Origin of the sequence: Pseudomonas sp. BF-R-26, assembly GCF_019947395.1 — a bacterium.
Classification (GTDB): Bacteria; Pseudomonadota; Gammaproteobacteria; order Pseudomonadales; family Pseudomonadaceae; genus Aquipseudomonas; species Aquipseudomonas farris.
This window is the reverse complement of record NZ_JAGYGK010000006.1, coordinates 14,189-27,790: the sequence shown is the minus strand read 5'-3', so window position 1 is coordinate 27,790 and position 13,602 is coordinate 14,189. Positions and strand designations below refer to the sequence as shown.

Annotated in this window: 10 protein-coding genes and 2 pseudogenes; 3 read left to right on the top strand and 9 right to left on the bottom strand. The window is 52.2% G+C overall.

Annotation, left to right across the window (positions count from 1 at the left end; genetic code table 11):
* Positions 1-34: 34 nt before the first annotated feature.
* Positions 35-745: a GntR family transcriptional regulator gene (locus tag KGB18_RS09775; protein WP_223541904.1), complete on the top strand. Its 711-nt coding sequence runs from the start codon at positions 35-37 to the stop codon at positions 743-745.
* A gap of 1 nt (position 746) precedes the next feature.
* Here the strand turns inward: KGB18_RS09775 and KGB18_RS09770 are convergent, their stop codons facing one another.
* The 9 genes and pseudogenes from KGB18_RS09770 to KGB18_RS09730 all read right to left on the bottom strand — a co-directional run bounded on the left by KGB18_RS09770 (position 747) and on the right by KGB18_RS09730 (position 11,245).
* On the bottom strand, positions 747-1,799 hold the full coding sequence (locus KGB18_RS09770; protein ID WP_223569736.1) for a hybrid-cluster NAD(P)-dependent oxidoreductase: 1,053 nt from the start codon (positions 1,797-1,799) through the stop codon (positions 747-749).
* Positions 1,800-1,808: 9 nt separating this feature from the next.
* A pseudogene (locus KGB18_RS09765) lies at positions 1,809-3,051 on the bottom strand (aromatic ring-hydroxylating oxygenase subunit alpha).
* 167 nt (positions 3,052-3,218) lie between these two features.
* A complete protein-coding gene (locus KGB18_RS09760) occupies positions 3,219-4,139 on the bottom strand; it encodes a LysR substrate-binding domain-containing protein (protein ID WP_223569906.1) in 921 nt (306 codons plus the stop codon).
* A 148-nt stretch (positions 4,140-4,287) separates the two neighbouring features.
* Positions 4,288-5,187 carry an aromatic amino acid DMT transporter YddG gene (gene yddG / locus KGB18_RS09755; RefSeq protein WP_223569735.1) on the bottom strand — a complete coding sequence of 300 codons (900 nt, stop codon included), beginning with the start codon at positions 5,185-5,187 and terminating at the stop codon, positions 4,288-4,290.
* A 159-nt stretch (positions 5,188-5,346) separates the two neighbouring features.
* Positions 5,347-6,279: an ornithine cyclodeaminase family protein gene (locus tag KGB18_RS09750; protein WP_223569734.1), complete on the bottom strand. Its 933-nt coding sequence runs from the start codon at positions 6,277-6,279 to the stop codon at positions 5,347-5,349.
* Positions 6,280-6,457: 178 nt separating this feature from the next.
* Entirely contained in the window at positions 6,458-7,510 is a 1,053-nt protein-coding gene (locus KGB18_RS09745; RefSeq protein WP_223569733.1) for a proline racemase family protein, read from the bottom strand.
* Positions 7,511-7,769: 259 nt separating this feature from the next.
* On the bottom strand, positions 7,770-8,621 hold the full coding sequence (locus KGB18_RS09740) for a glycine betaine ABC transporter substrate-binding protein (RefSeq protein ID WP_223569732.1): 852 nt from the start codon (positions 8,619-8,621) through the stop codon (positions 7,770-7,772).
* Between the two features lie 153 nt (positions 8,622-8,774).
* Positions 8,775-9,464 (bottom strand): GntR family transcriptional regulator, encoded by a 690-nt coding sequence (locus KGB18_RS09735; RefSeq protein WP_223569731.1) that lies wholly within the window; start codon positions 9,462-9,464, stop codon positions 8,775-8,777.
* A gap of 763 nt (positions 9,465-10,227) precedes the next feature.
* A pseudogene (locus tag KGB18_RS09730) lies at positions 10,228-11,245 on the bottom strand (IS110 family transposase).
* A 625-nt stretch (positions 11,246-11,870) separates the two neighbouring features.
* On the opposite strand from KGB18_RS09730, the gene KGB18_RS09725 reads away from it, so the two are divergent.
* Complete coding sequence (locus tag KGB18_RS09725) at positions 11,871-12,545, top strand: GntR family transcriptional regulator (protein ID WP_223569730.1); 675 nt, start codon at positions 11,871-11,873, stop codon at positions 12,543-12,545.
* A 200-nt stretch (positions 12,546-12,745) separates the two neighbouring features.
* The gene (locus tag KGB18_RS09720) at positions 12,746-13,594 is read left to right on the top strand and encodes a glycine betaine ABC transporter substrate-binding protein (protein WP_223569729.1); all 849 of its coding nucleotides are present in this window, start codon (positions 12,746-12,748) and stop codon (positions 13,592-13,594) included.
* Positions 13,595-13,602: the final 8 nt, after the last annotated feature.

The window sequence follows — 13,602 nt, the reverse complement described above, 5'->3', positions numbered from 1 at the left end:
GGATAACTGGCCTGCACCGCTGAGAACATGACCTATGAGCAAAGAAACGACTGAACCGGCCAATGGTGCGAAACGCCATGGCGGGCGCTATATCTACGAAGAGTTGCGCAAGCAGATCCTGACGTTGAAGCTCAAGCCGGGCATGCCACTGGACGAGGTCTCTTTAGCCGCCCAATTCGGTCTTTCCCGTTCTCCGGTGCGTGATGCGCTGGCCCGTTTGATCAGCGAAGGTTTGGTCACCATTCTGCCGAACCGCACGCTGTTGGTGACGCCGTTCGAAATCGAAGAGTTCCCGAATTATATTTCCGCCCTGGACCTGATTCAGCGCGCGGTGACAAGGCTTGCGGCCCTGCAGCGCACCGAAGATGATCTGGTGCGTATACGTGCGGCCGACGCAGCTTATTTGCATGCGGTCAGCACCGGAGACTTTCAGGCCATGTCCGAGACCAACAAGGCCTTTCACATGGCGATCGCCGAAGCAGGGAAAAACCCGTATTTCATCAGTTACTACGAAAAGCTGTTGGGTGAAGGCCAACGCCTGTTGCATCTGCACTTCGATTACATCATCAGTGCGGCCAGCACCTCAACTCGATTGGGACGGGATCACGATGAGATCGTCAATGCCATCGCGGACCGCAAACCCGATGAAGCCGAGAATGCGGCGCACGAACATACGATGCTGTTTCAACGACGGTTTCTGGCGTACATGCAGCAGAACCTGACTGAGAAAATGTCAGTTGGTTAGCTTACAAATCGATCACAAGGTCTGACGTAGGTTTACTGCAACAGAGCAAGCGCAGCCCTTGGCTGCAGGATGAGGGGACGATCGCGCCGGCCTTTTTTGCAGCCGTCAGTACTGTCTGGTTGCCTGGCATGCTGAAGGTTCTACCTGAGTGGGACAACGTGACCGTAAAAAAGCCCTCCTGTTGATCGAGGACGGACGCCTGCTCGATAAGAGGTTCTTCGTCCAGCACCGCGATATCGAAACTTTCCTGGTGATAATGCTGAAAATCAAAGTTCCCCTGTTTGAGTAGAGACTTGACCGCATCCATGTAGCCTTGCGGCCCACAGGTGAACACTTCTCGCTCCTTGAAGTCGGGTACTCGTTCGCTGAGCAAGGCCAAATCCAGACGGCCGATCGGCCCGGACCAATCCGTGTCGACGCCGCGTCCTTCGCAGATATTCAGCACGCGCAGGCCAGGCATGTAGGCTTGTATCCGGTTCAGTTCGTCATGGAAAATAATGTCGATTGGCGTTCGTGCACTGTGCACGAAGACGATATCCAATCTGGCCGCCATATCGAACCCCGCCCGAGTCATGGACATTAGCGGCGTCACTCCGGAACCCGCCGACAGGTAAAGCAGCTTGGTCGCTGGGCGGCCGACCGGCGTGAAGCTGCCCGCGGGGCCGGACGCAAGCAGCTTATCGCCTTCATGCAAATTATCGTGCAGCCAATTCGACACGGTCCCGCCGGGCACTCGTTTGACGGTGATCGACAGCGCAAAGGGGCGAGTGGGTGATGATGAAACCGTATAGCAGCGAGACGCGCTTTGCCCCGCGATAACCGGCGATACAGTAATGAACTGTCCGGGCTCAAAACTGATTGCGTTGAAATCCGCACTACGGAAGATAAAGGTCTTTACGTCGTGGGTTTCGTCGCGCACTGCGCAGTATTGCAGCGCCTTTTGTTCGCCGCTGTTCCACTGGGCACCGTAGGTGTTCCAGGTGTCAGGATGTGTGAATACGCTCTGCGCGGATTCGGCGCTGGCGGTGACCGACGGCTTTTCATAAGTGGTCATGGTCATTCCTCACACGCCATGTGCGGCGAGCCGCGCGGCGTACCAGCGAGAGAACAGATCAACGTAGGATTCGGTGAACGCCGAGAATGGCCCTGGCGAGTAGCCGGGATCTTGTGTGCCGCTGTGAGTGATGGTGACAAGGTTGGCGTCCTGCTGATTGGTCGCTTTCCACACTTCGGTCAACTTATCGATGTTGTAATCCACGCCCTCAATGGCGTCTGCATTCACCAGCCACTTGGTACGCACCAAGGTCTTGTCAGGCGCGAGAGGGATGATGTACGAAATCACGGCGTGATCGCTCATCACATGCGTCCAGGAGTTATGAGTCCACAGGTGAATGTCGCCGAGGTCGCGACGGGTCAGGTCACCGAACAGACGCGTACACGCCACCCGCGTATCGAGGGTTTGAGACTCGCCATTGCCGGCGATGACCAGCCGCTTCGTGCGAAACTGGGTCACTGCGTCGACGTCCAGGTGCTCTACTGCGTCGCAGATAAACCCATCGTTTTGCAGCAGCATTGCGCTCTTCATATTCATCCAGTGCCTGAAGGGATTCTTCACCAAGACCCTCGGCGCAGAAGCCGACATCTTCCGGCAGGAAAGAGGCTGTTAATTACGGATGTGTCGCTGAACAGTGATAACACTCGCGATTATTCTCGATAACCAATTTCCAATTACCGTCTTCAATGATTTCCGCTTCGTGGGCAATCTTCGAATAGGTGATGTTGTAGGGGGCTAGTCGAGGTGCCATTGTTTCTTCTAGATAGGCAATATCTTCGGGAGGCTGATCGCCCAGGCAAACGAACACATGCGTGCCGGCAACTTTTGTATGAACAGGAATCAGACTTTTATACTGTGGGTCGAAATCCTTTCCCCTGTGAGCGGCATGTTTCAGGCTGCCATCAAGATCATAAGTCCACTGGTGATAAGGGCAAACCAGCATGCCAACTGTCGACTTGCCTGACTGCTTCAGACGCGCTCCGCGATGACGGCATACGTTGCGAAACGCTTGTATCTGCTCGTCGTCATCGCGTACGACGATGATCGAGGATTTTCCGATGTCGATGGTCGAAACCCCGTCAGGCTCGGGTACGTCACAGGTGACGCCAACCAGGATCCAGTGTCTGGTGAAAAAGATATCGACGTCGGTTTCGAATACATCCTGGCGACCAAATAGCGCACCCGGCATGCCATGGCCCGGTGTGCGTGAGGTTACTAATTCTTGTTGGGATTTAACGCCGGCTGTTGTCATTGTGGCCTCACGGGGTAGATCTAAATCATCAGAAAGTGACGGTGAGGGCCAGTATTGAAATGGTCAGGATTTGCGTCAATGCGCTTTATTTTCACCCAGATATATCCAAAAGTTATGCAATATTAAATCCGCGTTTTTGATCGTATTTTTCAGTGCGCTGATACGGATTATTCTCGTAACCAATCAACCAGGCTTTGAACTAACGGCGTTATTTCCCTTCCATTTTGGACAATCAGGTAATAAGCATCCTTGGGTTTGACGGCATAGGGGGTAATTCGAACCAGGTTTCCACTGAGCAGCAGGGGGCCGAGTAATCGGTTCCAGCCCAGGGCAATGCCGTATCCCTTAAGCGCGGCCTGCACCGTATCGTTGTAGCTGCTGCAGCGCAGGCTGCAACTCATTTTGGGGCGACTCTCTCCCAGTTCCTTGAACCAGGTGTTCCAGGTCATCCAGCCTTCGAATGTGGTGTCCGAATCGATGAGATCAATATGCAGGAAGTCGTCGACACACATGGGGGCCGCGTGAGTGCCCAACCAGGATGGCGAACACACGGGGAAAACTTCTTCGTCAAACAGGAAGATTGCAGTGCCGTCGTTCCATTTTCCATTGCCGAATCGAATGGCGATATCGACATCCTGTCGGCTCACGTCAGGATTAAGTATGTGAGTAATCAAGCGCAGATGAAGGGTGGGCTGTAACAGGCGCAATGCTACCAACCTAGGCAAGATTCGTAATTGTGAAAACGCCGTCGTGCAGGCCAGGGACAGTTCTTGTTGGGGGTTGTCCTCTGAAATTTTGTCGAAGACCTTCGCCATGCGCTGCATGGACTCCGTCACCACCGAATACAACTCGTGCCCTTCACTGCTGAGTTTGATGGTGTTATTCAGGCGATGGAACAACGGGGTACCCAACGATTCTTCTAGGTAATTGACCTGTTGGCTTACTGCGGACTGACTCATTTCGAGTTCCTCAGCCGCCTTGGTGAAGCTATTGAGTCGCGCTACTGCCTCGAACTCCATTATTCCCGTCATGGAAGGGGTCAACCAGGGATAATCCTCAGCTTTTTTTCTAGTTTCTTCGCTACACATCTTGTTTGCTCCTGAAAGGAGAACGGGCGTCGTAACAGCTTGCAACATAGAGTGATTCTATTTGCGCCATCCATCGGTGTTGTCAGCACCCCGCTAGCAATCGCGGATAAGGACGTCTGTCCGCCAATGCGAGATTTTTACAGCCAGCTCAGACCGAATCAGCTCGCTGTCGAGTCGCATACCAACAGACAAGCGATCCTGCGGTAACCAACGCTGCTCCCTGCCAAAACTGCGCATTCAAATGAGCACCCAACCATACCGCAGCAAATGCAGACGATAGCACTGGTGCGGAATATGAAGCGGTAGCCAACAAAGTGAGATTTCCCCGCAAGATGCCAATGTTCCAGAGAGCGTAACCTCCGGCCATTGCGGTACCTGCGACAAGCAGCTCCATGCTGCTACTCAGAGTAAATGAGAGAATCACCTCACTGCTTAAAATGTACTTAAACCAAAGCACACCCGACGTCAGGACGAAGAACAGAACCACAAGATTTTGCCCGCCCGCATATCGGCGAGTGACATTGCAATACAGGGCGAAAGTAATCGCACATGCTAGTGCGAGACTGTAGCTGAGAGGATTGGACTCTACATTCGCAATGATGTTTGGCAATGACAACCCGTCACCACTTACGACCCACAAAATGCCGAAGAGAGCGAGCGCCGTGCCCGGTACAACAAACCAGCGTGTCCGTTGTCCATTCATGATGGTAGCGAGCACGACAGTAAGGCAGGGCCAGAGATAGTTCACGACACCCAGCTCAATGGCTTGGGTGCGACTACTGGCATAGCCCAAAGCCAGCGATAGACACACCTCGTAGGCTACGAAAAGGGCGCTTCCCAGTACCAAATAAAGCTTTGATGTAGAGCGAAGGCGCGGTCGTCCTAGTAGGCCCACAAGCATGATCGCGCCCAATGAATAGATCATTGCCGCGCCTCCTAATGGGCCGAAGATTTCGCTGATGCTTCTGATTAGTCCGGCGGCGGTACTCCACAAAATGATCGCCACTAATCCACACGCTGTGGCGGCCCTGTCGCCTCTAATCTGCATTTTTCCACTCGCCCGAAATAGCGGTGACTCTACTCGGCCAACCAGGCTTAATGTCGGGCTGATTAGCCATAGATGGGGCACGGTCGCGCCAGTTTCCCTGCAGGCATTCTCCTCCAACATCATGCCGATGGCACAGATGCCCAAGCCTTGAAGACTCAGTTACCTGGTCTTTGATTTGCTAATCGCATATTGACTCACCACGAGATCGAAATGAGCTCCTCCTGCGTTTTTGTACACAGTGATCTCATCGGCAGATCTGGTAAACGCACTGTTTTGACAGAGGTCGAACAAATCCCCTTCAATCTGTTCCTGGCGGATTACGCCCGCCAAAAGCGGTATCTGAATATCTCCAGAGCAGGCTGCAGTTGAGCGATCATCTACAAATATTCTCGCCTTAGCGAGAACGTTATTATCGGCCTCCTGCATGTCAGGGCGGTACCCTCCGATTAGATCAACATGAGTACCGGGACGGACAAACTCTCCTCGTATGAGAGGGGTGGATGAGCTTGTGGCGGACGTTATGATATCGGCCCATTTAACGGCTGCATCGAGATCCACAACGACTTGTACATCGATATTTCTTGCCTTCAAATCGGCGTAGGTTTTATCCAGTTTCGCCGAGGTGCGATTCCACAGTAGCACCTTACGGATTGAAGGGCGGATATGCAGGTAAACGTCTACGAGGGCTTTAGCAATTGGCCCTGCCCCCAAGACCAGTAGAACGCGACTGTCCTCACGGCTTAACTTTTTAGCCGCCAGAGCTGAGTCGGCAGGAGTCTTCCAGCGGCTTATTTCTGGCCCGTCCAAAATGGCGGCGATGGCTTTCGTGTTCTCATCAATGACCAGAAATGCTGCATCCTCCACGGGTAATGGTGGATTCGCACACGTGTTTGCGGGATACATAGAGGCAAGTTTGAGGCCCGCACCAGCGCCGGGAAAAATCACACCACGGCTTAGCAGACCATAGTCTGCATCCCCTAGAAAGAAGCTGTCCCCGACCGGGCGCGGGCCAAGATGTGCTTTGTGCAGCGCATCCAAAACGCCATCCCAATCCAGTAGAGAATTGATGCTCTCAGCCGAAAGTATCTGCATCGTTTAACCCTTCCAGTTACGTAAATTATGCGGTGGTTAGGAGTGGATCGCTGGCCGTCAAGCTTCGACAATGAACGCCCTTGTCATGTTGAAGACAAATGGCGCTCATGTACGTTGGCTTATTCTCAGACCTACGAACGATTCGGTCTGATCAGCTGCGAGTCGGGGCGAGGAGGGGCTACGCCCAGATGTCTCCCAGGGTGAACCCCTCCGTGAATGGATCATCGTGATCCAACACGTAGGTGCTCATACCATAGATCCAGCTTGTCCCTGTGATGGTCGGAATTACCGCCTGCTTATCGCCGATGGTCGTCGTTCCTACGAGTCGTCCGGTGTAGATGTTCCCCACGATTCCTTGATGGCGGAAATCTTGGTTCAGCTCTAGCTCGCCTTTCGCATGAAGCACGGCCATCTTGGCGCAAGTCCCTGTTCCGCACGGGCAGCGATCATGCGCACCCGTCCACGTTGAAGGGTCATCCCAGGAAAATTCGCCCGATGCCATCGTCACCACATTCTTCCAATCTGCATTGGGGTCATCGGTTGGCCCTGACAGCTGCGACACAGTGATGCCGATACCAGGATAGTCGGGGTGAGCGACAGGCAATTGTTCAATGGCCGCCTGGCGGATCATTGAAGAAACTCGTGCTAACTCCGCGCCATGCTCTGGGATTAGCTCCAGGCCTTTGAACTGGCGAACATCGGCGATGACGTAAAACATTCCACCCCAACCGACATCTACCGTCACCTTTCCCAGGTGTGGGACGTCGATCACGGCATCCAGATGAACCGCAAATGCTGGGACGTTTTTGAAGGTAACCCCCTTTACCTTGCCACCTTTGCACTCTGCGGTGACGCGAATAAGTCCAGCCGGGGCTTCAAGAACAAGCTCAGTGATAGGCTCTTTCATGGGCAGTATTCCCATTTCGAGCAGCACTGTTACTACGGAGATGGTGTTGCCGCCAGACATTACCGGGTATTCAATCTGCTCCATGATGATGTAGCCGGCATCTGCTTCCGGATGATTTGGTGGAACAAGAAGGTTGCAGCAATGAGCCGGGTAACCACGAGGCTCTCTGAGCATCAATTTGCGCAGTTGATCATCGTTGGCCTCAAGCCATTTCATCTTTTCATAGACGCTGTTGCCTGGGATATGAGGAACCCCCCCAGTGATCACACGCATCGGTGTGCCGGCGTGAGTATCAATTGCCTGGATCATTCTTTTGAAGCCCATTTTTCACCTCTTGATGACCTGCAGGTATACAAGACCGTTGCGCCCCTCTGACTTACTCCCATTACCGTTAGCAAACGGTGGAAGTAAAAAGAGAGAAAGTCATCCAAGACAGTTCACGCTTCCTGATTGAACAGGAACCGTGGGGCGCAGATCTTTGTCGTCTACAAAATCAAATTGTTTTGATGGGGCAGGGCGCCCGCTAAAAATCAGACTGATGCCACGGTGGTCATGAGACCTCTATTGGCGGATGAGTTGGAAATCAATCCTTCTTGATATTTTCCCAACGCTTTAACAGCTCGGTATTTTTTGCCGTCCAGCCTTGAATGGCCTGATCCATGGTCTTGCCATCCTTTACCTCGCTGTTGATAGCGGTAATGTCGGCCAGGGGTACGTACACGCTTGCGATAACTTCGCGTGCATGCGGGTATTCGGCAGCAAAACCTTTATGGCCAATCCAGTAGTACGCTTGAGGCGGAGGGAAAATAGCTTTTGGATCTTTCAGGAACTTCATGTCGAACTTCTGAACCATCCACGACGGCTCCCAAATCGTTACAACCACCGGTTCTTTACGATCAACAGCCGATTTCAACGCGGCGGTCATGGCAGCGGTACTGCCTTCAACGAGCTTGAGCTTCAAGCCGTAGCCCTTAACTGCGTTGGTCGCGTCGCTCATCAAGCCCGAGCCAGGCTCGATGCCGATGATTTTGCCGCCCAGCTTGTCCGCGTTGTCGTTCAGCTGGTCGACCGAGTCGATATCAACGTACTTGGGAACGGCAAACCCTTGGTAAAGCCCGAAAGACACCGGGGACAGCTTTTCCAGGCGGTTCTTGTTCTTGTTCCAATAGTCGTGCGACGCATAGTCAGTTTGGGAGGCGATTATCTGAATGTCGCCTTTGCTCAGTGCAGCGTAAGCAATCCCCCACTCAGAAAACTCGATAACTTTCACCGTGTAACCGGAGTCTTCAAGCACCTTCTTCGTGATGCCGGTAATAGGCGTCAAGTCTTCCCACGACAGCGTACCCATCGTGATGGTCTTTTCTTCTGCGTGAACTGGCAAACACATCATGCCAGCCACAGCGATAGCGCAGATTGCCTTCCAAATCTTTTTCATGGCGTGCTCCGATCTACGGTCAAATCGATAATTAGGCCTTTAGGGAGTAAAGGCCGGTGCGGTACTTTGAACTATTCCAACTTCTTCAACGTTTCCAACTTTACTACGCGGGTTGGTATCGAATGATCGTACCAACCAATTTTCCGAAAATTTTTAGGCGGGGATTACCAGTAGCACGTCTGCTTTCATGCCCTCCGGGGCGATATACATTTCCATTTTTTCTCTGGAGGGTTCCCAATGTGCATAAACCAGAGCTACTACTGCTTCTTCATCACGCCGCTCAATGGCTTCAATAAATAAGTCATGTTGATCAACAGACAATTGCAGATGCTTTTCCATCTCTTCATTGTGTGGCCGGAAGACGGTGTGCCCAATGCGGGCATGATCAATCAATAGCCTTTCTAAGCTTGGTTGAAGGTATTGATTCCCCGCCATTTCACCCATGACAGCATGAAAGCGGTTGTTTTCGACGACCATGGCATTTGCATTCCTGGCGACCATAGCCTGACGAAAACGGTACTGGGTCTCTTTCAAATCGACGAGCTGGCGCTGCTTAAAATTTTGAACCGCCAAACGACCAATCGCGGCATAGATCATTGGCGCTACCTGGAAAAAATTCCGAAGCATCGAATGGTTCATGGGCACCACTCGAACGCCACGGTTTTCTTGGACGTTTACGTAACCCTCACCTGCAAGGCGGCGAAAGATTTCGCGGACAGGTGTGCGAGAAAGTCCGTAGCGCTCGCAGAGAGTCACTTCGTCCAAGACTTCGCCAGGGTCGAGTTCCATGGTGAGAATCTGACGCTTCAGGTCTTCGTAGAGTGCACTTTTGCCGTTACTCACAGCGACCTCCAAAATAGTGCCAACGCTATTGACGGTAGGTTGATGAGCTCAGATTCGCACGGCTAAAACGACTGGTCAACAACAAGTATTCATTCTGTATACGATGTGAATACACAGAAGAAACGAAGGATTCTGGTAAATTACGTATAGGTTTCAATGGGTTAAAAAAGGAGCAAAAAGTGTTTGCTGGTCGTGATTAGGTATGAAAGTCGTCGCAATGAGATATGTCATATTTCATTTAGTCCATTCAGCACGGGTGTGAATAGTGAAGAGTGTTATTACGACGGTTCTTGACCTCGGGCGCGCACTGCATGTGGAGCTGGATTGAGATCGCTCGCGTGACAAGCATCGGGGCGTCACTTCGAAGTCCTTGAACAGGTAAGCGACTTGTAGCGGGATGATCAACAGAAGAGAGATTTCCGATGGGGCCGCAAGAAGTCAGCCTGGCACCTTTACACAAAATGTGGCGAGGACAGCTCAACCCACTTGATCCTGGCGCGCAGTGGGCTATGAACGAAATGTATGGTCAGCCCATCTTCTGCCATCCAGCACTGATGAGCGGTAAATCGAGCTTGCGCTAATGTATCCGTGCTCAGCGTGAGCACGGATAGTGCTCGGCCCTTGATGAGTAGTCGCTCCTGCCTGTCCTTTATAAGGGGCTCAGCCTCAAAAGCTACTTTCGCTCCCAGGTTTTCAGCCAGGATGTCTGCTGTTTATCGTCATCAGCTACTAACGTCGCAAAAGCCGGTGGGAAGCGTACGGATCAAGCCAAAAGTTGTGAGTTGTAGGTGCCGCCCTTGGTTAATAACACCCAGATGATTCTGGCCATTTTGTTCGCCAAGGCACAGGCCACTTTGTACAGAGGCTTGCGGGCAAGCAAGTTTTTGGCCCAGATACCGAGGGCGTCGGTTCGGTGATCGACTCGGTACAAAACGGTGTGAGCGCCCTGTACAAGCAGGCTTCTTAGGTATTTATCGCCCCCGTTTGCTGATGCCAAGGAGGACAGTTTCGCCACCTGTTGAATACTGTCGCGGCACCAACCCCAACGATGCGGCGAAGTCGCGGGACGATTTGAAAACCGAAGCGTCGCCGACATCGGCCACCAGAGCGCTAGCGATGAGGGGGGCGATGCCGGGGATGCTTTGCAAGCGTTGGCCGGCGTCACTTTGGACGAGGTTTTGCTTGATCTCGACATCAAGTTTTTTGATCTCGCCAATCAGCTGCCGAATATCTTCAAGCATGCGCTCAATGGCGTTTTTCAAACGGATGGGAAGTTCACGGCTTTGCATCAGGCCCGAGACCCGATCAAGGGAGGCGTATCCGGCGGGAAAGATGACGCCGAACTCCAGGAGAAATCCATGCACTTGATTGATGACGGCGGTGCGTCGACTGACCAAGGACTTGCGCAGTCGGTGCTCAGTGCACAGCACCTGCGGTTCTACGGTTTTGACTTGGACCGAACGGGTTCTAGGGCGCGAGGCCGCTTCACAAATGGCCTCGGCATCAATGAAGTCGTTTTTGTTGCCGGTAACATAGGCCTTCACATGTTGCGGTGCGATCAACTGCACTTGATGGCCTTGCTCCTTGATTTTCCGGGCAAGCCACTGAGATCCGCCGCAGGACTCCATGGCAATTTTGCAGGTCGAAAGCTGCGCCAGACAAGGGAACAATTGGTTGCGGTTGAGCTTTTTACGCAGCACCCGATGGCCCCTGGCGTCCTGTCCATGCAGGTGGAAAGTGTTCTTGCCGATGTCGATACCCAGAAGCGTCACGGTATTCATGAGAGACCCTCCTTCGGTAAAGAGAGCGCCCCGGCAAGTTTAGACTCGCCGAGGTTCTCGCCGGGCTGACCATCTCATTAGGGGAAGGGCGTTTAGGCGGTCGCACCTTATTGCCGCGTGCAACTCATTGCTTTGCGACCATTGGCTACGCAGTGATGATCAGGCTGGGCTTAAGAGTCGACGCGAACTCCGACGGAAGATTCAACACAGGTAGTGCTCACTGATAACAAACTGCATCTCTAGAAAATTTCCCGCCCCATAATCAATAGCGACGACCGCCACAGACCGCTCAGTCATTCACGGGCGTTTCAGCTTGGTAGCGGTATGTCGCAGACGGTCGTCAGAATGGCGCCCTCAGACTGCCTGGCCAAGCGGCTGCCTGAATTCGAGACGAAAAAAGCGTCCAATTCGCGACAACAAACATTCCTATTAGCGACCACTAGAATTGATAGAGAAATTATAACCTATTGTTTTTTATAAAATAGTTAATAATTCTATGTGAATTTCAACAGTATTCTCTCTGTATACATAGGGAATACTAAGCGTTGACGATGCTATCACCGCATGCGAGTCTGGACTCCACAACAAGCCGGAGGCGCTGTAAAGGCGACCTTAGGAGAACGTAGTGAAGAACAGCAAAAGCACTCTCTACAACGACCTGAAGCGTCAGATTCTCACCATGGAACTGGATCCTGACGAGGCTCTGGGTGAGGTTGCTATCAGTGAGAGATACGGCCTTTCGCGAACTCCAGTGCGAGAAGTTTTTCAGCGATTGGCAGGTGATGGATACGTAGATATCAGGGAAAACCGAGGTGCGCGGGTGATTCCCATGAACCATTCGACGTTGCGTAGCTTTTTCCTGGTGGCGCCCATGATTTTTGCCGCGATAGGCCGGTTAGCTGTTCAGAATTTCAAGCAGCGCCAGCTGGTTGATCTGAAAGAGACTCAACGGCGTTTCCGCGACGCTACTCAATCGCGTGATGCTCGGGTGATGGTCGAACAAAAAAACCGATTCCACGCAATTATGGGTGAGATGGCAGGTAACCAGTATCTGGAGCTCAGCTTGAAAAGGTTGCTTATTGATCTTGCTCGTATTGGTTATTCCCTTTTTCGACCCCTTGATCAGGATGCGGAACGACGTTTTCAGCTTTCCGTAGATCAGCACGATTCCTTTATTGCAGCCATTGAGGGTCGTGATGAAGGAGCGGTAGTGGCGTTAGTTTTCAAGCATTTGGAGCTTTCTCGCGAAAACGTGGAAAAGTTTACTCCTCCCGCAATAGGGGCAGATCTGCCGATCTAGTCTTTAATTATATTGATCTTGGCCAACTCACGCTGAGGCTCAATAAAGATGAAGCCGAAAGGGTTAAAGGCAACGAGTTTCAATAAGTCATGGAAAGACAAGAACTTACCTGAAAAAGATGGTGGGCTTACTGTTGTACATCACGGGCTTCTGTTTCTGGAAGTTTATATAACAAGTTCAAACGTAGATCGAGGAAGGCCATGAAGAAGATTTGGAAGGCAATCTGCGCTGTCGCTGTGGCTGGCATGATGTGTTTGCCAGTTCACGCAGAAGAAAAGACCATCACGATGGGTACATTGTCGTGGGAAGACTTGACGCCTATTACCGGCATCACGAAGAAGGTGCTTGAAGACTCCGGTTACACGGTGAAAGTTATCGAGTTTTCTGAGTGGGGGATTGCTTACGCTGCATTGAGCAAAGGCGACATTCAGATAATCGCCTCCCAAACTGACTATGCGTCGCACGACTATTGGAACAAGAACAAGAACCGCCTGGAAAAGCTGTCCCCGGTGTCTTTCGGGCTTTACCAAGGGTTTGCCGTTCCCAAGTACGTTGATATCGACTCGGTCGACCAGCTGAACGACAACGCGGACAAGCTGGGCGGCAAAATCATCGGCATCGAGCCTGGCTCGGGCTTGATGAGCGACGCGACCAACGCAGTTAAGGGCTACGGCTTGAAGCTCAAGCTCGTTGAAGGCAGTACCGCTGCCATGACCGCCGCGTTGAAATCGGCTGTTGATCGTAAAGAACCGGTGGTTGTAACGATTTGGGAGCCGTCGTGGATGGTTCAGAAGTTCGACATGAAGTTCCTGAAAGATCCAAAAGCTATTTTCCCTCCGCCTCAAGCGTACTACTGGATTGGCCATAAAGGTTTTGCTGCCGAATACCCGCATGCACGCGAAGTTATCGCAAGCGTGTACGTACCCCTGGCCGACATTACCGCTATCAACAGCGAGGTAAAGGATGGCAAGACCATGGATCAGGCCATTCAAGGCTGGACGGCAAAAAATACCGAGCTGTTAAAGCGTTGGGAAAACATAAAGAAATAACGAGCGTC